At 71.4% G+C, this 19901-nt stretch carries 20 protein-coding genes; 11 read left to right on the plus strand and 9 right to left on the minus strand.

The features are described 5' to 3' along the window. Positions 1-2 precede the first annotated feature (2 nt). From ADJ73_RS11550 to ADJ73_RS11565, 4 genes are all read right to left on the minus strand, one after another. Positions 3-881, minus strand: coding sequence for an ABC transporter ATP-binding protein (locus ADJ73_RS11550; RefSeq protein ID WP_050348385.1), 879 nt, complete (start codon positions 879-881; stop codon positions 3-5). Continuing rightward, on the minus strand, positions 878-2626 hold the full coding sequence (locus ADJ73_RS11555) for a branched-chain amino acid ABC transporter permease (RefSeq protein ID WP_156188217.1): 1749 nt from the start codon (positions 2624-2626) through the stop codon (positions 878-880). Before ADJ73_RS11555 ends, ADJ73_RS11550 begins: the two co-directional genes overlap by 4 nt. Further along, positions 2623-3570: a branched-chain amino acid ABC transporter permease gene (locus tag ADJ73_RS11560; protein WP_050348386.1), complete on the minus strand. Its 948-nt coding sequence runs from the start codon at positions 3568-3570 to the stop codon at positions 2623-2625. The genes ADJ73_RS11555 and ADJ73_RS11560 overlap by 4 nt, the downstream gene beginning before the upstream one ends. Before the next feature lie 152 nt (positions 3571-3722). Further along, a complete protein-coding gene (locus tag ADJ73_RS11565; RefSeq protein ID WP_082176949.1) occupies positions 3723-4943 on the minus strand; it encodes a branched-chain amino acid ABC transporter substrate-binding protein in 1221 nt (406 codons plus the stop codon). A 379-nt stretch (positions 4944-5322) separates the two neighbouring features. Here ADJ73_RS11565 and uvrC point away from each other — a divergent pair, with 379 nt between their 5' ends. The 7 genes from uvrC (at position 5323) to tpiA (ending at position 13584) form a co-directional block, all read left to right on the plus strand. Beyond that, positions 5323-7359, plus strand: a complete 2037-nt coding sequence (gene uvrC, locus ADJ73_RS11570; protein ID WP_050348388.1) for an excinuclease ABC subunit UvrC — start codon at positions 5323-5325, stop codon at positions 7357-7359. Between the two features lie 133 nt (positions 7360-7492). Next, positions 7493-8368 carry an RNase adapter RapZ gene (gene rapZ / locus ADJ73_RS11575; protein WP_050349420.1) on the plus strand — a complete coding sequence of 292 codons (876 nt, stop codon included), beginning with the start codon at positions 7493-7495 and terminating at the stop codon, positions 8366-8368. Then, complete coding sequence (locus ADJ73_RS11580; protein WP_050348389.1) at positions 8365-9303, plus strand: gluconeogenesis factor YvcK family protein; 939 nt, start codon at positions 8365-8367, stop codon at positions 9301-9303. The genes rapZ and ADJ73_RS11580 overlap by 4 nt, the downstream gene beginning before the upstream one ends. Positions 9304-9396: 93 nt before the next feature. Continuing rightward, entirely contained in the window at positions 9397-10377 is a 981-nt protein-coding gene (gene whiA / locus ADJ73_RS11585) for a DNA-binding protein WhiA (RefSeq protein WP_050348390.1), read from the plus strand. A 109-nt stretch (positions 10378-10486) separates the two neighbouring features. After that, complete coding sequence (gene gap / locus ADJ73_RS11590) at positions 10487-11488, plus strand: type I glyceraldehyde-3-phosphate dehydrogenase (protein WP_050348391.1); 1002 nt, start codon at positions 10487-10489, stop codon at positions 11486-11488. A gap of 13 nt (positions 11489-11501) precedes the next feature. Next, complete coding sequence (locus ADJ73_RS11595; RefSeq protein ID WP_050348392.1) at positions 11502-12698, plus strand: phosphoglycerate kinase; 1197 nt, start codon at positions 11502-11504, stop codon at positions 12696-12698. A 97-nt stretch (positions 12699-12795) separates the two neighbouring features. Further along, entirely contained in the window at positions 12796-13584 is a 789-nt protein-coding gene (tpiA, locus tag ADJ73_RS11600) for a triose-phosphate isomerase (protein WP_050348393.1), read from the plus strand. A 74-nt stretch (positions 13585-13658) separates the two neighbouring features. Here the strand turns inward: tpiA and ADJ73_RS17855 are convergent, their stop codons facing one another. Both ADJ73_RS17855 and ADJ73_RS11605 read right to left on the minus strand, forming a co-directional pair. Then, on the minus strand, positions 13659-13856 hold the full coding sequence (locus ADJ73_RS17855; RefSeq protein WP_156188321.1) for a DUF4349 domain-containing protein: 198 nt from the start codon (positions 13854-13856) through the stop codon (positions 13659-13661). Continuing rightward, positions 13853-14545 carry a DUF4349 domain-containing protein gene (locus ADJ73_RS11605; protein ID WP_082176951.1) on the minus strand — a complete coding sequence of 231 codons (693 nt, stop codon included), beginning with the start codon at positions 14543-14545 and terminating at the stop codon, positions 13853-13855. Before ADJ73_RS11605 ends, ADJ73_RS17855 begins: the two co-directional genes overlap by 4 nt. 107 nt (positions 14546-14652) lie before the next feature. Between ADJ73_RS11605 and hemQ the strand changes: the two genes are divergently transcribed. The 3 genes from hemQ (at position 14653) to ADJ73_RS11620 (ending at position 16601) form a co-directional block, all read left to right on the plus strand. After that, the gene (gene hemQ, locus ADJ73_RS11610) at positions 14653-15375 is read left to right on the plus strand and encodes a hydrogen peroxide-dependent heme synthase (protein ID WP_050348395.1); all 723 of its coding nucleotides are present in this window, start codon (positions 14653-14655) and stop codon (positions 15373-15375) included. 150 nt (positions 15376-15525) lie between these two features. Then, positions 15526-16209 (plus strand): GOLPH3/VPS74 family protein, encoded by a 684-nt coding sequence (locus ADJ73_RS11615; protein ID WP_050348396.1) that lies wholly within the window; start codon positions 15526-15528, stop codon positions 16207-16209. 20 nt (positions 16210-16229) lie between these two features. After that, on the plus strand, positions 16230-16601 hold the full coding sequence (locus tag ADJ73_RS11620) for a VOC family protein (RefSeq protein ID WP_050348397.1): 372 nt from the start codon (positions 16230-16232) through the stop codon (positions 16599-16601). 119 nt (positions 16602-16720) lie between these two features. Here the strand turns inward: ADJ73_RS11620 and msrB are convergent, their stop codons facing one another. Beyond that, positions 16721-17131: a peptide-methionine (R)-S-oxide reductase MsrB gene (gene msrB / locus ADJ73_RS11625; RefSeq protein ID WP_050348398.1), complete on the minus strand. Its 411-nt coding sequence runs from the start codon at positions 17129-17131 to the stop codon at positions 16721-16723. 59 nt (positions 17132-17190) lie between these two features. Between msrB and ligD the strand changes: the two genes are divergently transcribed. After that, positions 17191-18234: a non-homologous end-joining DNA ligase gene (ligD, locus tag ADJ73_RS11630; RefSeq protein WP_050348399.1), complete on the plus strand. Its 1044-nt coding sequence runs from the start codon at positions 17191-17193 to the stop codon at positions 18232-18234. A gap of 77 nt (positions 18235-18311) precedes the next feature. On the opposite strand, the gene ADJ73_RS11635 is transcribed toward ligD, so the two are convergent. Beyond that, positions 18312-18593, minus strand: coding sequence for a hypothetical protein (locus ADJ73_RS11635; protein WP_050348400.1), 282 nt, complete (start codon positions 18591-18593; stop codon positions 18312-18314). Positions 18594-18811: 218 nt separating this feature from the next. Continuing rightward, a complete protein-coding gene (locus ADJ73_RS11640; protein ID WP_050348401.1) occupies positions 18812-19873 on the minus strand; it encodes an ATP-dependent DNA ligase in 1062 nt (353 codons plus the stop codon). Positions 19874-19901: the final 28 nt, after the last annotated feature.

Here is a 19901-nt window from a genome sequence, read left to right on the forward strand (position 1 = left end):
GCTCATCGCGTCTCCTCCTCGCGGCGCCCGTCCTCGCGGACCCCGTCGGCGTCCTCCGCGGGCTCGTCGGCGCCACCGATGTAGGCCTCGATCACCCGCGGGTCGGACTGCACCACGCCGGGCGGCCCCTCGACGAGCGCCTCCCCGCGCACCAGGCACAGCACCCGGTCGCACAGGTTGAAGATGAAGCGCATGTCGTGCTCGATGACGACGACCGCCATGCCGTTGTCGCGGATCCGGAAGATCAGCTCCTGGGCCTGCTCGGTCTCGCGCGGGTTCATGCCCGCGGTGGGCTCGTCGAGCAGCACCACCGACGGGTCCGTGGCGAGGGCCCGCGCGATCTCGAGGCGGCGCTGGTCGCCATACGGCAGGTTGCGCGCCAGGCTCTCCGCCGAGGCCCCGAGGCCCACGAAGTCCAGCAGCTCCTGCGCCCGCTCCGTGGTCTCCCGCTCCTCGCGGCGATACTTCGGGCCGCGCAGGATCGAGGTGATCGGACCGGCCGAGGTGCGGCAGAACCGCCCGACCATGACGTTCTCGAGCGCCGTCATGTTGCCGAAGAGCCGGATGTTCTGGAAGGTGCGGGCCATGCCCGCCTTGACGACCAGCCCGGGCTTCGGCGGGATCTCCTTGCCGGCGAGGGCGACCCGCCCCTCGGTCGGCTTGTAGAGCCCGGTGAGGCAGTTGAAGAAGGTCGTCTTGCCGGCGCCGTTGGGGCCGATGAGCCCCATGATCTCGCCCTCGTGGACGACCATGTCCACCTGGTTGACGGCCGTGAGACCGCCGAAGCGCATGGTGACGCCGCGGGCCTCCAGCAGGACGGCGCCGGTGGGCGCGGCGGCGTCGCCGGGGTGACCGGCGCGCTCGTCGACTCGGGTACTCATGACACCTTCTCCACGTGGACGGACTCGACTTCGTCGGCCAGCTCTTCGTCGTCCTCGTGGAACTCCAGCTGGCGACGCTTGCTTGCCACCAGGCCCTCGGGCCGGAAGCGCATCATGACGACGAGCAGCAGACCGAAGAGCAGCAGGCGGTACTCGCTGAAGAATCGCAGCTTCTCCGGGAGCAGCTTGAGGACCACGGCGCCGAGCAGCACGCCGCCGATGGTGCCCATGCCGCCGAGGACCACCGCGGCGAGCAGGAACGCGGACTCGAGGAACTGGTACTGGTCCGGCGTGACCGACTGGTCGTGGTGCGCCTTGACCGTGCCGGCGAGGCCGGCGAGGAAGGCGCCGCCGGCGAAGGCCAGCAGCTTGAGGCCGAAGACGTTGACGCCCATGGCCTCCGCGGCCTTCTCGTCCTCGCGGATCGCGATCCACCCACGACCGATGCGGCTGTCGTTGAGCCGGCTGAACACCAGGGTGATCAGGCCGATGAGCAGCAGCAGCAGGAAGTAGTAGTTGGCGAACCGGGGGATGTCCACGCCGAAGATGTTGTGGGTGTCCCCGAAGTTGAAGCCGAAGAACTCCAGGTCGGGGATCGCGGGGATGCCGTTGGGGCCACGGGTGATGTTGGGGCCGTGGGCGCCGTCGAGGTTGTTCATGGCCAGCCGGAAGATCTCGCCGAAGGCCAGGGTCACGATCGCCAGGTAGTCGCCGGACACGCGCAGCGTCGGCGAGCCGATGATCAGGCCGAGGACGGCGGAGAAGCCGGCGCCCAGCAGCACCACGACCAGGAACGGCGGGTGCCACCCGATCGTCGCGAAGGTCGACTCCGACAGGGTCGCCGCCACGTAGGCGCCCGCCCCGAGGAAGGCGATGTAGCCGAGGTCGAGCAGGCCCGCCAGGCCGACGACGATGTTGAGGCCGAGGGCGGTCGCCGCGAAGATGATGACCTGCGTGGCGATCGACATGTTGGCGTTGGAGCCGCCCTGGGTGAAGGGGAAGGCGAAGGCCGCGACGAAGGCCGCCAGCAGCAGCACCCGGCTGTGGTGGGCGGCGACGATCGACAGCCAGTCGAAGAACCCGCCGCCCGCGAGCCCGGCCCCGGCCGCGAAGACGAACACCAGGAACAGCACGAACAGCCAGGCGTCGTCGATGCCGAGCCCGTATGCCGCCCCGAGCAGCACGAGGGCCACAAGCGCCACGATGACGAGGATCTCGACCCACGCCGGGAACCGCTGGTGCTGCTCGCGCCGCACCTTGTGCACCGGCAGCAGGAAGCCCGCGACGGCGACGAGCACCGCGCCGACGAGCCCGACCCAGAGGCCGGGGTCGGCCGCCGCCACCATGGCGGGGTCGGAGGCGGCGACGGCGACGAGGGCGAGCGCCATGAAGACCGTGGCCCCGATGCCGAGCGGCTTGAGGCCGGACGGCGACCCCAGACGGCGCCCGAACCGCGCGAGCGGGCCCTTGCGCACCAGCGTCATGAAGAGCGCCAGCAGACCCAGGACCACGGCGAAGAGCTGCACCGGCGCGGGGTTGCCGTAGAGCGTGACGTCCCCGAGCAGGTCGCGGTTGTAGGTCCACGACATGAAGCCGCTGACGACGAGCAGCACCGAGCCCGCGAGCCCGATCGCCCACGCCCGGGTCAGCGCCCGGTCCTGGCGGGGGTCGGTGGCGGGGTCGGCGGAGGACGGCATACGGCCCTCGGGAGAGGGAGAGGTGGAGGAGGAGGTGACGGTGCTCATGCCCGGTCCACCACCCGCGCGCCCATGATCCCCTGGGGACGGAAGACGAGAAAGACGATAAGGAGCCCGAACGCCCACACGTCCTTCCAGTCCGAGGGGAAGAGGTTGGTGGCGAAGGCCTCGACGATGCCCAGGGCCACGCCGCCGACGACGGCGCCCTGGATGTTGCCGATGCCGCCGAGGACGGCGGCGGTGAAGGCCTTCAGGCCGTAGAGGAAGCCCATCCGGAAGCCGATGGTGGTGTCCTGCAGGCCCTGGGCGACGCCGGCGACCGCCGCGAGCGCCGCACCGAGGGCGAAGGACACGACGATGATCCGGTCCACGTCGACCCCCATCAGGCGGGCGGTGTCGGGGTCCTGGGAGACCGCCTGCATGCCGCGGCCGGTGCGGGTGCGGTTGACGAACCACCACAGGAAGGCGGCGCAGACGAGCAGCGAGGCGATGGTGAACGCCGCGGGCCGGGCCAGGCTGACCCCGCCGAGGGACCAGGCCTCGCCGGTGACCCCGTCGATGGCGGGGAAGGAGATCTTGGACTTGGCGGAGGGGAAGTGGAAGGGGTTCCAGTCCGTGACCAGGCTGGGGCGGTCGTAGAACAGGCGCACGCCCTCCTGCAGGATCACGGAGATGCCGATGGCGGTGATCAGCGGCGCGAGCCGGGGGGCGTGGCGCAGCGGGCGGTAGGCGATGCGCTCCATGAGGACGGCCACCAGGACCGAGGAGATGATGGCTCCCACGATCATGACGGGCAGCACCCAGAGCGCGTGCTGGTCCTTGAAGAGGATCAGGTAGGTCGACAGGGCCCCGAAGGCCCCGATCATGAAGACCTCGCCGTGGGCGAAGTTGATGAGCTGGACGATGCCGTAGACCACGGTGTAGCCCACGGCGATGAGGGCGTACAGGGAACCGAGGGTCACTCCGTCCACGAGGTACTGCAGGATCTGCATGCGTGCACCTTTGGTCGTGTGGTGAGCAGGGGAGGGGGCGGGGAGGTGGTCGACCTCCCCGCCCCCAGGAGCTGGTGCCGTATGTCGGGCGTCGGGGTCACCGGGACGAGCCGGTCACCCGGTCCGCCCCGGTCACCGGTGTCGCGACGGGCTCAGGCGGAGCCGGTCTTGGCCGGGACCCACTTGCCGCCCTCGACCTTGTAGGCGGTCAGGATGCGGGTCTTGGTGTCGCCGTACTCGTCGAACTCGACCTTGCCGGTGACGCCGTCGATGGAGACCTTGCCGAGCGCCTCGGACATCTTGGCGCGGGCGTCCTCGACGGTCTTGGCGTCCTTGAGGGCGGTCTTCGCGGCCTCGATGATGGCGTTGGCGGCGTCGTAGGAGTAGGCGCCGTAGGCCTCGGACGGCTCGGCGTAGCCGGCCGCCTTGTAGTCCGCGAGGAAGGTCTTGCCCTTCTCCAGGGAGTCGGTCGGGGCGCCGACGGAGGTGGCGAGGTCACCGGTGGCGGTCGTGCCGGCCAGCTTGATGAAGTCGGCGGCGAAGATGCCGTCGCCACCCATGATCGGCACGTTGAGCCCGGCGGCCTTGGCCTGCTTGGACAGCGGCCCGGCCTGCGGGTACTCACCGCCGTAGTAGATGGCCTTGGGGCCGGACGGCTTGATCTTGGAGATCACCGGGCCGTAGTTGGAGTCGTCGGGGTTGATGGTCTCGGCGGCCACGACCTTGCCGCCGCCCTTGGTGAACTCCTCCGAGAAGGCCTCGGCCAGACCCTGGCCGTAGGTCTTCTTGTCGTGGATCGTCGCGACCTCCTTGATGCCCTGCTCGAGGAGGTACTTCGCGGCGAAGGGGCCCTGCACGGAGTCGGTGGTGCAGGTGCGGAAGTAGGTGGGGTACATCCGCTGCGGGGCGTCCTTGAACTTCGCGCCACGGGTCAGCGAGGGGTTGGTGTTGGCGGGGGAGACCTGGACGATCTTGGCGGTCGACAGGACCGGCTGCACCGACTGCGAGGTCGAGGAGTTGAGCGTCCCCACCACGCCGATGACGTCCTTGTCGGCGGCGATCGAGGTGGCGGCGTTCTTGGCGACGTCGGGCTTGGCCTCGTCGTCCTTGGTGACGACCTCGAACTTCCAGCCGGACACGGCGCCGGAGTCGTTCGCCTTCTTGGCGGCGAGCTCGACGGAGTGCTGGATGCCGAGACCCAGGGCGGACAGGTCGCCGGAGACGGGGGCGATGACGCCGATCTTGACGGTCTTGGTGGACCCGGAGCCGGAGCCGCCCGAGCCACCGGAACCGCCGGACGAGCCGCTCTCGCCGCGCGATCCGCAGGCCGAGAGGGCGAGAGAGGCCGCGAGCGCGGTTGCGCCGAGAGCCATCCAGGAACGCTGCTGCACGTTTCCTCCAAGGGATGCAGGAGGCGGGGTCACCGCTGACGTCCGCCTTGAGTGGCCCTGACAATAGGGCGGTGCGGGGGCCCGCACCAGGGTTTGAGGCCGACGTGGTGTCGGCCGTGACAGGGTCGTGACCTGACGGGTTGAGTGCCCGGGGGTGCCGTTTGTCATGGTTTGTGGCTGTTTGCCTGCCGTATGGCGCCGGGCCTTGGCGCTGGACGACCGTTCGTCCCGCCATACCGACCGCTCGTCTCGTGCCGGTCCGCATGCTCGAGATGAGTCACCTCTTCACCCGATCGGCCCTCAGCAGGGTGTCGCGCGAGCGACCCGAGGGTCTGTCGGTGCCGCGACATACCCTGGGGCCGTGGCTGATCCCTCGACCTACCGCCCTCGCCCCGGCGAGATCCCCGTGGACCCGGGCGTCTACCGGTTCCGTGACAAGGAGGGGCGGGTCATCTACGTCGGCAAGGCCAAGAGCCTGCGCAGCCGGCTGAGCTCCTACTTCCAGGACATCGCGGCGCTGCACCCCCGCACCCGCCGCATGGTCACCACCGGCGCCAGCGTCGAGTGGACCGTCGTCAAGACCGAGGTCGAGGCGCTGCAGCTGGAGTACTCCTGGATCAAGGAGTTCGACCCGCGCTTCAACGTCAAGTACCGCGACGACAAGTCCTACCCCTACCTCGCGGTGACGATGGGCGAGGAGTTCCCGCGGGCCCAGGTGATGCGGGGCGCCAAGCGCAAGGGCACCCGCTACTTCGGTCCCTACGGTCACGCCTGGGCGATCCGGGAGACCCTGGACCTGCTGCTCAAGGTCTTCCCGCTGCGCACCTGCTCCGCCGGCGTCTTCCGGCGCGCCGAGCAGGTGGGTCGCCCGTGCCTGCTCGGCTACATCGACAAGTGCTCCGCGCCCTGCGTCGGGCGGGTGACGGCCGAGGAGCACCGCGAGATCGCCGAGGACTTCTGCGACTTCATGGCGGGCAGCACCACGAGGTTCGTGCGCCGCGTGGAGCGCGAGATGCAGGCCGCCTCCCAGGCGCTGGAGTTCGAGCGGGCCGCGATGCTGCGCGACAACCTGCAGGCGATGACCAAGGCCCTGGAGAAGTCTGCCGTCGTGCTCGGCGACGCCACCGACGCCGACGTCTTCGCCGTCGCCGACGACGAGCTGGAGGCCGCGGTGCAGGTCTTCCACGTGCGCGGCGGCCGCATCCGCGGCCAGCGGGGGTGGGTGGTGGAGCGCGACTCCGAGGACGTCGCCTCGCTCTCCGGGCTCACCGAGCGCCTCCTCCAGCAGGTGTATGGCGGGGAGTCCGGCGACGGCGTCCCCCGCGAGGTGCTGGTCCCCGTGCTGCCCGACGACGCCGCCGCGGTCGAGGAGTGGCTGTCCGGGCTGCGCGGCTCGCGGGTCGACGTGCGGGTGCCGCGGCGCGGCGACAAGCGCGCCCTGCTCGAGACGGTCCGGCGCAACGCCGACCAGGCGCTGGCGCGGCACAAGGTCAGCCGGGCCGGCGACCTCACGGCGCGCAGCCAGGCGCTGCAGGAGCTGCAGGAGGCGCTCGAGCTCGACGACGCCCCGCTGCGCGTCGAGTGCTACGACGTGTCGCACGTCCAGGGCACCAACGTGGTCGCGTCGATGGTGGTCTTCGAGGACGGCCTGCCCCGCAAGGCGGAGTACCGCCGCTTCATCGTCCGCGGCGACGGGCCGCCCGGGGAGGCCCCGGTGGTCGACGACACCGCGGCGATGCGCGAGGTGCTGACCCGCCGCTTCCGGCGGCACGTGGCGCAGTCGGTCGCGGGTGGCGAGGAGGGGCAGGACGGCCCCCAGGTCACCGAGCTGACCCGCAGCGGCGAGGTCGCCGCGGACCCGGCGCCGGACGTGCCGGCCGGCATCGACCCCGAGACGGGGCGGGCCAGGCGGTTCGCCTACGCCCCTCAGCTGGTCGTGGTCGACGGCGGCCTGCCCCAGGTCAATGCCGCCCAGGCGGTGCTGGACGAGCTCGGGGTGGACGACGTCGCGCTCGTGGGTCTCGCCAAGCGCCTCGAGGAGGTCTGGGTGCCGGGGCAGGAGTTCCCCGTCATCCTGCCCCGCACCAGCGAGGGGCTCTACCTGCTGCAGCGGGTCCGGGACGAGGCGCACCGATTCGCGATCACCTTCCACCGGCAGCGGCGCTCCAAGGCCATGACCACCAGCGCGCTGGACGGCATACCGGGGCTCGGGGCGGCGCGGCAGAAGGCGCTGCTCAAGACCTTTGGCTCGGTCAAGCGGCTGCGCGCCGCCAGCGTCGAGGAGCTGCAGGCCGTGCCGGGCATCGGACCGGCCCTCGCCGAGACGGTGCACGAGCGGCTGGGCGCAGGCGCGGCGGAGCCGGCGATCAACCTCACGACCGGTGAGGTCATCTCCTAGGCCCAGCTTCGGCTGAGGCGCAGCCGGGGGACCTAGACTGGCGCGGACCCCGTCTTGCGAAGGAGCCACCGTGGCCGAGCCCACCACGTCAGCCCGCGGCACGTCGCGCGGGCAGGACCCCGACACCGCCGACATGCCCCAGGTGTCCGGCAAGCACGAGTTCGTCGTGGTGACCGGGTTGTCGGGGGCGGGGCGCTCGACCGCGTCCAACGTGCTGCAGGACACCGGGTGGTACGTCACCGACAACCTCCCCCCGCAGATGCTCGCCCCGATGGCCACGCTGCTGCTCGACAAGCAGCCGGAGGTGCTGCGGGTCGCCGCGGTCGTCGACGTCCGCTCCCGCACGATGTTCGCCTCCCTGTCGGAGGCGCTGCAGGAGCTGCGCGACCTGGGCTGGCAGCCCCGCGTCGTCTTCCTCGACGCGACCGACGAGACGCTGGTGCGGCGGTTCGAGAGCGTGCGGCGCCCCCACCCGCTGCAGGGCGAGGGGGGCCTGCTGGAGGCGATCCAGGCCGAGCGCGAGCTGCTCGGCGACATCCGGTCGGTGGCGGACGTCATCGTCGACACCTCCGGCTTCAACGTCCACCAGTTCTCCGCCAAGATCAGCCAGATCTTCGACACCGAGCGGGGGCCACGGCTCCGCATCGCGGTCATGTCCTTCGGGTTCAAGTACGGCATCCCGCTCGACGCCGACATCGTGCTGGACATGCGCTTCCTGCCCAACCCCTTCTGGGTGCCCGAGCTGCGCAGCAAGACCGGCCGCGACCCCGAGGTCGCGGGCTTCGTCTTCGACCAGCTGGGCGCGGACGAGTTCGTCGAGCGCGCCGTGGCGATGATGGACGCGATGATCTCCGGCTACGTCCGCGAGGGCCGGCGCTACGTCACCCTGGCCGTGGGGTGCACCGGCGGCAAGCACCGATCCGTCGCCGTCGCCGAGCGGCTGTCCCGCGAGCTCGCCGGGCCGGAGGTCGGCACCCTCACCGTCCACCGAGACCTGGGGCGCGAGTGAGGGGCCGCCGGGTCGTCGCGCTCGGCGGCGGCCACGGCCTCGCCGCCTCCCTCGCGGCGCTGCGCCTCGTGACCGACCAGATCACGGCGGTGGTGACGGTCGCCGACGACGGCGGCTCCTCCGGCCGGTTGCGCCAGGAGTTCGACGTCCTCCCTCCTGGTGACCTTCGTATGGCGCTCGCGGCGCTTTGCAACGACGACGAGTGGGGGACCACCTGGGCCGCGGTGCTGCAGCAGCGCTTCGCGGGGGAGGGGCCGCTCGCCGGGCACAGCCTCGGCAACCTGCTGATCCTGTCGCTGTGGGAGCACTACGGCGACACCGTGCGGGGGCTCGACATGGTGGGCCGGCTGCTCAACGCCCGGGGCCGGGTGCTGCCGATGGCGGCCGTGCCGCTGACGATCGAGGCGGTCGTCAAGGGGCTGGACGGCCTCAACCCCGACCTGCACCGGGTGGTCCGCGGCCAGGCGCAGGTCGCGTCGACGCGCGGTCAGGTGGTCTCGGTGAGCGTCGTGCCACCCTCCCCGCCGGCCCACCCGGAGGCGCTGCAGGCCGTCGAGGAGGCGGAGTGGGCCGTGCTCGGGCCCGGCTCGTGGTTCACCTCCGTCATGCCGCACCTGCTGGTGCCCGAGCTGCGCGACGCGCTGCTCGGCACGTCCGCCCGGCGGCTGCTCAACCTCAACCTCGAGCTCGACACCCACGAGACGACGGGGTTCACGGCCGAGCGGCACCTGGAGGTCCTCGCCGGCCACGTCCCGGGGCTGCACCTCGACGTGGTGCTCGCAGACCCCTCGGTGATCATCGACGAGGCGTCGCTGCGCGCCACGGCGGCCTCGCTGGGCGCGGAGCTGGTCATCGCCAATGTCGCGGTCCCCGGCCGCCCGGGGCACCACGACTCGCTGCGGCTGGCCGCCGCCTACCGTGACATCATGAGTTGACGGCGGCTACGGTCCGCTGTCAACGTCACACCTGTCGTGCCCGATTCACCCGTTTCGCCCGCTTTCCGCACCCCTACCTGTCAGGATGTACCCATGTCGATGACGGCCATGGTCAAGGACGAGCTCAGTCGGCTCCAGATCACCAAGCCCTCCTGCCGCAAGGCGGAGGTCTCGGCGATGCTGCGCTTCACCGGTGGTCTTCACATCGTCGCGGGACGCATCGTCGTGGAGGCCGAGCTCGACACCGGTTCCGTGGCCCGCCGGCTCGTCAAGGACATCGCCGACGTCTACGGCTACACCAGCGAGATCGGGGTGCTGTCCGGCGGGGGGTTGCGCAAGGGCAGCCGCTACCTGGTCCGGGTGGTCCAGGACGGCGAGGCCCTGGCCCGCCAGACCGGGCTCATCGACACCCGCGGCCGACCCGTGCGCGGGCTGCCGCCCAAGGTCGTCTCGGGCGCCATGGAGGACGCCGTCGCCGCGTGGCGCGGTGCCTTCCTCGCCCACGGATCCCTCACCGAGCCCGGCCGCAGCAGCGCCCTCGAGGTCACCTGCCCCGGCCCCGAGGCCGCGCTGGCGCTGGTCGGAGCGGCCCGCCGGGTCGGGATCCAGGCCAAGGCCCGCGAGGTCCGCGGGGTGGACCGGGTCGTCATACGTGATGGTGACGCGATCAGCCAGATCCTGACCCGGATGGGGGCCCACGACGCGGTCCTCGCGTGGGAGGAGCGGCGGATGCGCCGCGAGGTGCGCGCCACCGCCAACCGGCTGGCCAACTTCGACGACGCCAACCTGCGCCGGTCCGCGCGCGCCGCCGTCGCTGCGGGCGCCCGGGTGGAGCGGGCCATGGAGATCCTCGGCGACGAGGTCCCCGACCACCTGCGGCAGGCGGGTGCGCTGCGGCTGGAGCACAAGCAGGCCAGCCTCGAGGAGCTCGGCCAGCTGGCGCAGCCGCCGATGACCAAGGACGCCGTCGCGGGCCGCATCCGCCGGCTGCTGGCCATGGCCGACAAGCGGGCGCAGGACCTCGGCATCCCAGGCACGGACGCCAACCTCACCGCCGACATGCTCGACCTCTGAGAGACCCGGATCACATCTCGGGACGGTCACGGCCCGGCCACGCGCATCGTGCACGCCTGCACTAGGGTGGAAAACGCCAAGTTGAAGACCCTCTAGGAAGGCTCAAGACGTGACTGTTCGCGTTGGGATCAATGGCTTCGGCCGCATCGGCCGCAACTTCTTCCGCGCCGCGGTGGCCTCCGGTGCCGACATCGAGGTGGTTGCCGTCAACGACCTCACCGACAACAAGACGCTGGCCCACCTGCTGAAGTACGACTCGATCCTGGGCCGCTTCCCGGGCGAGGTCACCTACGACGACGAGTCGATCACCGTGGACGGCAAGAAGATCCTGGCCTTCGCCGAGAAGGACCCCGCCGCCCTCCCGTGGGCCGCCAACAACGTGGACGTCGTCATCGAGTCCACCGGCTTCTTCACCGACGCCACCAAGGCCAAGGCGCACATCGACGCGGGCGCCAAGAAGGTCATCATCTCGGCCCCGGCCAAGAACGAGGACATCACCATCGTCATGGGCGTCAACGACGACCAGTACGACGGCTCGCAGACGATCATCTCCAACGCCTCGTGCACCACCAACTGCCTCGCCCCCATGGCCAAGGCGCTCAACGACGGCCTGGGCATCGTCAAGGGTCTGATGACCACGATCCACGCCTACACCCAGGACCAGAACCTCCAGGACGGCCCGCACAAGGACCTGCGCCGCAGCCGCGCCGCCGCCCTCAACATGGTCCCCACGACCACCGGTGCCGCCAAGGCCGTCGCCCTCGTCCTGCCCGAGCTCAAGGGCAAGCTCGACGGCTACGCCATGCGCGTGCCCACCCCGACCGGCTCCGCCACCGACCTCACCTTCGAGGCCGCCCGCGAGACCACCGTCGAGGAGGTCAACGCGATCGTCAAGAAGGCCGCCGAGGGCGCCATGAAGGGCAAGCTCGTCTACACCGAGGACGAGATCGTCTCCAAGGACATCGAGACCGACCCGGCCTCCTGCGTCTTCGACGCGCAGCTGACCAAGGTCATCGGCAACCAGGTCAAGGTCGTCGGCTGGTACGACAACGAGTGGGGCTACTCCAACCGCCTCGTCGACCTGACCGTCCTCGTCGGCTCCAAGCTCTGAGCGAGGTCCGCCGATGAAGACCATTGCCGACCTGGGCGACCTGCGCGGCAAGCGGGTCCTCGTCCGGTCCGACCTCAACGTGCCGCTCGACGGTGACCGCATCACCGACGATGGCCGGGTCAGGGCCTCCGTGCCCACCATCCAGGAGCTGACCGACCAGGGCGCGCGCGTCGTCGTCGTCGCCCACCTCGGCCGCCCCAAGGGCGCCCCGGAGGACAAGTACTCCCTCAAGCCGGTCGTGGCCCGCCTCGGCGAGCTGCTCGGTCAGGACGTCGCCTTCGCCACCGACACGGTGGGGGAGTCGGCCAAGGCCACGGTCGAGGGGCTGCAGGACGGTCAGGTGGCCCTCCTGGAGAACCTCCGGTTCAACCCCGGCGAGACGAGCAAGGACGAGTCCGAGCGTCGGGCCTTCGCCCAGGAGCTCGCGTCGCTGGCGGACGCCTACGTGTCCGACGGCTTCGGCGTCGTGCACCGCAAGCAGGCCTCCGTCTACGACGTCGCGCAGATCCTGCCGGCCGCCATGGGCGGGTTGGTCAAGGCCGAGGTCGACGTCCTCCAGCGCCTCACCGAGGACCCCGAGCGGCCGTATGCCGTCGTCCTCGGCGGCGCGAAGGTCGCCGACAAGCTCGCCGTGATCGACAACCTGCTCGGCAAGGCCGACCGCCTCCTCATCGGTGGCGGCATGGCCTTCACCTTCCTCAAGGCCCAGGGCTACGAGGTGGGCGGCAGCCTGCTCGACGAGGACAACGTGGACACCTGTCGGCGCTACCTCGAGCGGGCCCAGGAGTCGGGCGTCGAGATCGTGCTGCCGGTGGACGTGGTGTGCAACGCCGCGTTCAGCGCCGAGGGTGACATCATCACCGTCGACGCCGACAAGATCCCGGCCGGTCAGATGGGCCTGGACATCGGCCCGCGCTCCGCGGAGCTCTACGCGTCCAAGGTTGCCGACGCCAGGACGGTCTTCTGGAACGGCCCGATGGGCGCGTTCGAGATGGCCCCCTTCGCGGCCGGCACCAAGGCCGTCGCGCAGGCGCTCGTCGACGCGACCGCCAAGGGCGCGCTGACGGTCGTCGGCGGTGGCGACTCCGCCGCCGCCGTGCGCCAGCTGGGCTTCTCCGACGACCAGTTCGGTCACATCTCCACCGGTGGCGGCGCGAGCCTGGAGTACCTCGAGGGCAAGGACCTTCCCGGCATCTCCATCCTCGGCTGACACCGACTGCACGACACCTGGCGGCCCCGTGATCCCCGTGGCGGGGCGCGGGGCCGCCCGGCATACGACTGACATCACCTGACCCGAAGGAGGCCTCATGGCCAACCGCACGCCGCTCATGGCCGGCAACTGGAAGATGAACCAGGACCACCTGCAGGCCACACACCTCGTGCAGAAGCTCGACTGGACGCTGCGCGACGCCAAGCACGACCACAGCACCGTCGAGGCCGCCGTGCTGGTGCCGTTCACCGACCTGCGGTCGGTGCAGACCCTCGTCGAGGGCGACAAGCTCGACCTGCGCTACGGCGCTCAGGACCTGTCCGAGCACGACTCCGGCGCCTACACCGGGGACATCTCCGGGGCGTTCCTGGCCAAGCTGGGGTGCACCTACGTCATCGTCGGGCACAGCGAGCGTCGCGAGGGCCACGGCGAGACCGACGAGCTGCTCAACGCCAAGGTCAAGGCGGCCTACCGGCACGGCCTCACCCCGATCCTGTGCTGCGGCGAGGCGCTCGAGGTCCGCAAGGAGGGCAAGCAGGTCGAGCACGTGCTCGCCCAGATCGAGGCCGACCTCGCCGGCCTCCCCGAGGAGCAGGCCAAGAGCATCGTCATCGCCTACGAGCCCATCTGGGCCATCGGCACGGGCGAGGTCGCCACGCCCGAGGACGCGCAGGAGGTGTGCGGGGCGATCCGCGGCAAGCTCGCCGAGCTCTACTCCGCCGAGCTCGCGGACGCTGTCCGCATCCTCTACGGCGGCTCGGTCAAGTCCGGCAACGTCGCGCAGATCATGGCCAAGGAGGACGTCGACGGTGCCCTGGTCGGCGGCGCGTCGCTGGACCCCGAGGAGTTCGCCAAGATCGTGCGCTACCAGGCCCACAACGCCTGAGCCGAATGCCGTGAGCCCCGGGGCCGGTCGCCGCACGGTGACCGGCCCCGGGGTCTCGTGCTCTCCCGGCGGGCTCAGCCGCGCCGGCGTGCCCTGCGCCGCCGCCACCACAGGACCAGCGGCACGATCACGATCGCCAGCGGGAGGCTGAATCCCAGCAGCGCCGCCAGGGCCGTGAGGAGCGCCAGGAATGCCCGCCACCCCTGGTGCCACCCTGCGGCGAAGCCCGAGCGGCCCTCGTCGGCGCGGGCCTGCGGCGACGGTTGCGTCAGCGGAAGGTGATGGTCGACATGGCGGCCTGGGAGCGCAGCGTGGCCAGCTGGGCCTGCATCCCCTCCAGGTCGGCCTCGCGTCGGGTGAGCTCGGACTCGAGCCGGGTGATGTCCTCGATGGAGGCCGCGCGGGCCATCAGCGCGCGGGTGCGGTCCAGGCTCGCCTGCATCGTCTTGACCCGGCCGGCCGTGTCCGCGACCTGGCCCGTGACGTCCTCGGCCCGGACCGTCCGCGCCGTCACGGTGCCCACCGTGGCGAGCTCCTCGACCGCGGCGCCGAACCGTGCCTCGGGCACCCGCAGCGTGAAGGTGTCGGTGGGGGAGGATCCCTGATCCGTGGACCGGCGCAGCTCCTCGTTGGCGCCGATCCCGCCGTATGACGCCACCAGAGCCCGCACCCGCGCCGCCGCGGCCCCGAGATCGGTGACGGTGGCCCCCAGGGTCCCGGTGCGGACGATGTCGCGTCTCTCGACTGCCTTGGTGCCGGGTGTCGCTCCGGGCGGGGACCCCGACGGGGTGGCCGAGAGGGGCGCCGGCGCGGAGCCGACGCGTTCGGTGCCCGCGTCGGCCGGTGCCACGGCGTTGGAGGCCGACCCGGAGCTGCTGGTGCAGGCGGTCACGGCGATCAGTGCGGCGACCCCGAGAGCGAGGGGTGCGGCATACGGCCTGGGAGCTGCGTTGCGCCTCATGCCAGGTGAGACCGGACGCTCGGGCGAGGGCGTTCCGACCCGGGGGGGTCACGGACGGGTGACGATCCGTGTGCCGAGCTGTCAGCGGTGGGTGGGATGATGCGGGCATGAGTCTGAAGCCCCAGCAGCACCGCCGTCCGTCTCCCGCCGAGGTCCGCGCGATCAACGACTCGATCCGCTACACGATGTGGTCGGTCTTCCAGGTCGTCGACAGCGTGGGCGACGAGCGCGAGGGTCTGTTGGCCGAGGCGCAGGCCTTCTTCGACCAGCTGGCCGCCGACGGCCAGGTGACGGTGCGGGGGATCTACGACGTGGCGGGGCTGCGGGCCGACGCGGACTTCATGATCTGGTGGCACGGCGAGTCGGTCGAGGCGGTGCAGCGGGCCTACCACGCGTTCCGGCGCACGGAGCTCGGGCGGGCCTGCGACCCGGTGTGGTCCAACGTCGCGATCCACCGGCCGGCGGAGTTCAACAAGAGCCACATCCCGGCGTTCATGGCCGACGAGACGCCCCGCGCCTACGTGTGCGTGTACCCCTTCGTGCGGTCCTACGAGTGGTACCTCCTCGCCGACGAGGAGCGCCGCGACCTGCTCGTCGAGCACGGCCGGATGGCGCGCGACTACCCGGACGTGCGGGCCAACACCGTGGCCAGCTTCGCCCTGGGTGACTACGAGTGGCTGCTGGCCTTCGAGGCCGACGACCTGCACCGGATCGTCGACCTGATGCGTCATCTGCGGGGCGCGGCAGCGCGTCGGCACACCCGCGAGGAGGTGCCGTTCTTCACGGGCCCGCGCGTGGACCTCGACCAGCTCGTCGCCGACCTGCCCTGACCTGCCTCAGGTCGTCCCATCCGCCTGGGTCAGCACCCCAGGCGGATGGGACCAAGGCGGGCTGATCTCCGACTGCAGGATGAGGTATGCCGACGCGAACCGTCCTCCGGGGGGATGTCTGGCGCTCCGGACCCGCCTAGCGTCGTCGGTATGACGACCAACCAGCCCACCACGACCACCGCCCTCTTCCTGCTCGTGCTCAAGGACGACGGCAAGCCCGAGTCCATGGGCCAGCAGACCGGCTACGGCCTCGCCGGCGCCCTCCTCACCGACCTCGTCGCCGCCGGCCGGCTCGCCGTCAGCGACGACGGCAAGAAGCTCCACGTGCTCAGCCCGGCACCCACGGGGGACGCGCTGCTCGACGAGGGGCTGCGGCGCTTCGCGGAGAGGGACGGCAAGCGGCTCACCTCGGTCATCCCCGCCGTCGCGCGCAAGCTGGAGCGGGCGGTCGGCGACTACCTCGCCGAGCGTGGTGTGGTGCGGGTCGAGGAGGGTGGGATGCTGGGGCTCAAGCCGCAGCGATACCCGATCGTCGACCCGAGCCGTGAGTCCGAGCTGCGCCGGGGCCTGGTGGAGGTGCTGCGCGGAGCCAGCCCGACCGCCGAGCAGCACTCCCTGATCGGGCTGATCCACGGACTCCAGCTCGGCACCAAGGTGTTCCACCCCGACGAGGTCGGCCTGGACAAGGGGGACCTCAAGCGCCGCCTCAAGGCCGTCGCCGAGTCGGCCGGACCCGGGTCCGACGGCGTCGCCCGCGCGGTGCAGTCCGCCAACACGGCGATGATCGCGGCGATCACCGCGGCCACCATCGCTTCCTCGAGCGGCTCGAGCTGAACCGTCGTTAGGGTCGACGCATGATCACCGCCGTCCACACCCTCATCTACTCCGACGACCCCGACGCCACCCGCGCCTTCCTGCGCGACGTGCTGCAGCTGCCCAGCGTCGGCGGTGATGACTGGCCGATCTACCGCACCGGCCCGTCCGAGCTGGGCGTGCACCCCACGAGCGCCGAGCAGGACGGCGAGTCCTGGTCGACCGCGCGCCGTCACGAGATCGCGCTGATGTGCGACGACATCGAGGAGACGCGCGTCGAGCTGGAGCGCCGCGGTGCGACCTTCTCGGGGGAGACGCAGGACATGGGATGGGGGATCGGGGCGATCGTGCAGGTGCCCGGAGCGGACGGGATCCTGGTCTACCAGCCCCGTCACGAGATCGCCCACTCCTGACGGGGCGGCGCCGGGCGGCAGGTTGACGGCATACGGGAGGGCCGTCCCCCACGATCGGCCGGCCCTGGGAACATCAGCCTGGTGAAGGAAGGCCGGTCGATGCCCCGGCCCCCGGTGGGTCAGGAAGGGGAGAGGCGCATGGAGATCGAGTTGATGCAGTACCGCTGGTCGGTCGGCGTCGGGTAGCCCTCGCCCTCGAAGACGTGCCCCAGGTGCGAGCCGCACTGCGCGCACAGCACCTCGACCCGCACCATCCCGAGCGACCGGTCCACGCGCAGCTCGACGTTGTCGGCCTCGGAGGGGGCATAGAACGACGGCCACCCGCAGTGGGAGGGGAACTTCTCGGCGTGGGTGAACAGCTCGGCGCCGCAGGCGCGACAGCTGTAGACGCCCTCGGTGGTCGTGTCGGTGTACTCCCCGACGAACGGTCGCTCGGTGCCGGCCTGACGCAGCACGGCATGCTCGGCGGGCGTGAGCGAGGCACGCCACTGCTCGTCGGTCTTGGTCACGGGGTACTCGCGCTCGGTCATACTGGGTCCAACCACGGGGTCCGGTCGCGGATTCCGCCCGGCCGGCGGCAGGAGCAGCGGTGGCGAGCAAGGCGATCCAGATCGAGGTGCCCGGCCCGGACGGGCAGACCCGCAGTGTGCGCCTGTCGAGCCCGGACCGGGTGATGTGGCCGGCCACCGCCGACGAGCAGCCCGTGACCAAGGAGGACCTGGCGCGCTACGTCGTCGCGGTCGGCGAGCGGCTGCTGCCGCGCCTCGCGGACCGGCCGGTCACGCTCCAGCGGTTCCCGGAGGGCATCGAGGGGGAGGAGTTCTATTCCAAGAACCCCCCTCGCGGCGTCCCCGACTTCGCCCGCACCACGATGTGTACCTACCCCTCCGGCCGCCGCCACCCGCAGCTGGTGATCGATGAGGTCGCGACGGCGGTGTGGGCGGTGCAGATGAGCACGGTGACCTTCCACCCGTGGCCGGTCAGGACCGGCGACAACGACAACCCCGACGAGCTGCGCATCGACCTGGACCCGCAGCCGGGCACCGGTTTCGCGGAGGCGGTGGAGGCGGCGACCACGCTGCGGGAGGTGATGGGGGAGGCGGGGCTGACGCCGTACGTCAAGACCAGCGGCAACCGTGGCCTGCACGTCTTCGCCCCCATCGAGCCAGCCCACGAGTTCCTCGCGGTGCGGCACGCGGTGATCGCGATCGCCCGCGAGCTCGAGCGGCGGCTGCCCGACCTGGTCACCACCGCCTGGTGGAAGGAGCAGCGGGGCGCCCGGATCTTCGCAGACTTCAACCAGGCCTGCCGGGACCGCACCCTGGCGAGCGCCTACAGCCCTCGTCCGCTCCCGGGTGCGCCGGTCAGTATGCCGATCGCCTGGCGTGACCTCGGGGACACCGCCCCTCGCGACTGGACGCTCCGGACGATCCCGCAGGCCCTGGGCACGGTGGCCGACCCGTGGGCGGACCTCGACGAGCACGCCGCCCCCATCGACGTGGCGCTGCAGTGGTGGGACCGGGACGTGCAGGAGCGAGGCCTGGGAGAGCTCAACTTCCCGCCGGACTACCCCAAGATGGCGGGAGAACCACCGCGGGTGCAGCCGTCCCGGGCACGCCCGGCGCAGGAGTGAACCAGCCGGAGCCAACTAGCGGGAGTCAACCAGCAGGAGCGGGCCCGCAGCGAGGCGGCGGCGGCAGGTGCGGGCGGTCAGCTGGCCAGGTCGCTCTCGGCCTGGATGGCGAGCATCGCCGAGCCGATGGCAGTGACCCGCCCGACGCGCGGCGCCTGGCCCCCGACCTGCTCGAGGCGCAGCGCGGACAGGGTCTGGAGGACCTCCAGGGCCTCGGACACGTCGGCCGGCGGCAGGCCGCAGCGCTCCACCACGCGGGTCAGGTCGTGGGTGCTCTCCTCGGTGAGGTCGAGCTGCTCGACGGCGCGCAGGACAGGGAGGTCCCGGCCGAGCCACGAAGCGGGTTGAGATGCGGTCACCCGTCCACTGTCACACGCACGAACTCGCTGGTAGAGGCTACCGAGAGCACTATCAGGAGGTTTCACCTGAGTGCCCAGGTCGCCATGACCGAGGGTGCGAGGCCGCCACCGAACGTGCAGCACCGATAGGCCGAACGCGCCCTGTCGAGCCGCCCCGCAGGCCCTCCGCAGGCTCCCCGGCGCCCCCCGCAGGCTCCCCGGCAGACTCACCCGTGGGCTCAGCGGACCAGCACGTCCCCCAGGTCGTAGGCGGGAGCGCGGTCCACCTGCGCCAGGGTGCACGACCCCGGCTCACGGTCGGGCCGCCACCGCAGGAAGGTCACGGCGTGCCGGAACCTCGCCTTCTCGAGCTGGTCGAAGGCGACCTCCACCACGCGCTCGGGGCGCAACGGCACGTAGGACACGTCCTTGGAGGAGCTGAACCGGGAGCGGTCGGTCTCGGCCGCGACCACTTCGCCGGCCTCGTCGCGCAGCACCAGGGGCTCGAGCTCCTCGACCAGCGCCGCCCGCCGGGCCGCGGTGAAGGCGGCGATGCCGCCGACGTTGACCAGGTCGCCGGCGTCGGTGTACATCCCCAGCAGCAGCGAGCCCACGCCGGACCCGCTCTTGTGGATCCGGTAGCCCACGACCACCGCCTCGGCGGTGCGCTTGTGCTTGACCTTCAGCATCGTCCGCTTGCCCGGGGCGTAGGGCTGCGCCAGCGGCTTGGCCACCACCCCGTCCAGCCCGGCGCCCTCGAAGTCCTCGAACCAGCGCCGGGCTTCGTCGGGGTCCCGGGTCACCCGGGTCAGGTGGATGCCGCTGTCCGGGGCGACGCCCGCGAGCAGCTCCTCCAGCGCAGCCCGCCGGTCGGCGAAGGCCTCGTCCACGAGGGCCCGGTCGCCGGTCGCGAGCAGGTCGAAGCACACCAGCTCCGCCGGCGTCTCCTGCGACAGCTTGGTCACCCGGGACGCCGCCGGGTGGATGCGCGCCGAGAGCAGGTCCCAGTCCAGGTGCTCGGCGCCGGCGCGGCCGGCGCGCACCACGATCTCGGCGTCCACGACGCACCGCTGCGGCAGGTGCTCGCGCACCCGCTCCACGACCTCCGGGAAGTAGCGCGTCAGCGGCTTGGCGCCCCGCGAGGCCAGCACGATGTCGTCGCCGTCGCGGACCACGATGCACCGGAAGCCGTCCCACTTCGGCTCGTAGGAGAGCCCGCCGGGCACGGCGTCGGCGTCCGGCACGTCGCTCACGGCCTTGGCCAGCATCGGCGAGACGGGGGTGGCGATGGGGAGCGTCATACGGCTCATTGTGGGGGAGAGGGGCGCC

It is taken from the genome of Arsenicicoccus sp. oral taxon 190 (assembly GCF_001189535.1).
GTDB lineage: Bacteria > Actinomycetota > Actinomycetes > Actinomycetales > Dermatophilaceae > Arsenicicoccus.

Coding starts and splice junctions, on each gene's coding strand:
- ADJ73_RS11620 (WP_050348397.1), top strand. CDS start 16,230: ATGATCACCGCCGTCCACACCCTCATCTACTCCGACGACCCCGACGCC.
- ADJ73_RS11615 (WP_050348396.1), top strand. CDS start 15,526: ATGACGACCAACCAGCCCACCACGACCACCGCCCTCTTCCTGCTCGTG.
- ADJ73_RS11555 (WP_156188217.1), bottom strand. CDS start 2,626: ATGAGCACCGTCACCTCCTCCTCCACCTCTCCCTCTCCCGAGGGCCGT.
- msrB (WP_050348398.1), bottom strand. CDS start 17,131: ATGACCGAGCGCGAGTACCCCGTGACCAAGACCGACGAGCAGTGGCGT.
- hemQ (WP_050348395.1), top strand. CDS start 14,653: ATGAGTCTGAAGCCCCAGCAGCACCGCCGTCCGTCTCCCGCCGAGGTC.
- ADJ73_RS11565 (WP_082176949.1), bottom strand. CDS start 4,943: ATGGCTCTCGGCGCAACCGCGCTCGCGGCCTCTCTCGCCCTCTCGGCC.
- ADJ73_RS11550 (WP_050348385.1), bottom strand. CDS start 881: ATGAGTACCCGAGTCGACGAGCGCGCCGGTCACCCCGGCGACGCCGCC.
- tpiA (WP_050348393.1), top strand. CDS start 12,796: ATGGCCAACCGCACGCCGCTCATGGCCGGCAACTGGAAGATGAACCAG.
- rapZ (WP_050349420.1), top strand. CDS start 7,493: ATGCCCCAGGTGTCCGGCAAGCACGAGTTCGTCGTGGTGACCGGGTTG.
- ADJ73_RS11560 (WP_050348386.1), bottom strand. CDS start 3,570: ATGCAGATCCTGCAGTACCTCGTGGACGGAGTGACCCTCGGTTCCCTG.
- ADJ73_RS11605 (WP_082176951.1), bottom strand. CDS start 14,545: ATGAGGCGCAACGCAGCTCCCAGGCCGTATGCCGCACCCCTCGCTCTC.
- ADJ73_RS11595 (WP_050348392.1), top strand. CDS start 11,502: ATGAAGACCATTGCCGACCTGGGCGACCTGCGCGGCAAGCGGGTCCTC.
- ADJ73_RS11640 (WP_050348401.1), bottom strand. CDS start 19,873: ATGACGCTCCCCATCGCCACCCCCGTCTCGCCGATGCTGGCCAAGGCC.
- whiA (WP_050348390.1), top strand. CDS start 9,397: ATGTCGATGACGGCCATGGTCAAGGACGAGCTCAGTCGGCTCCAGATC.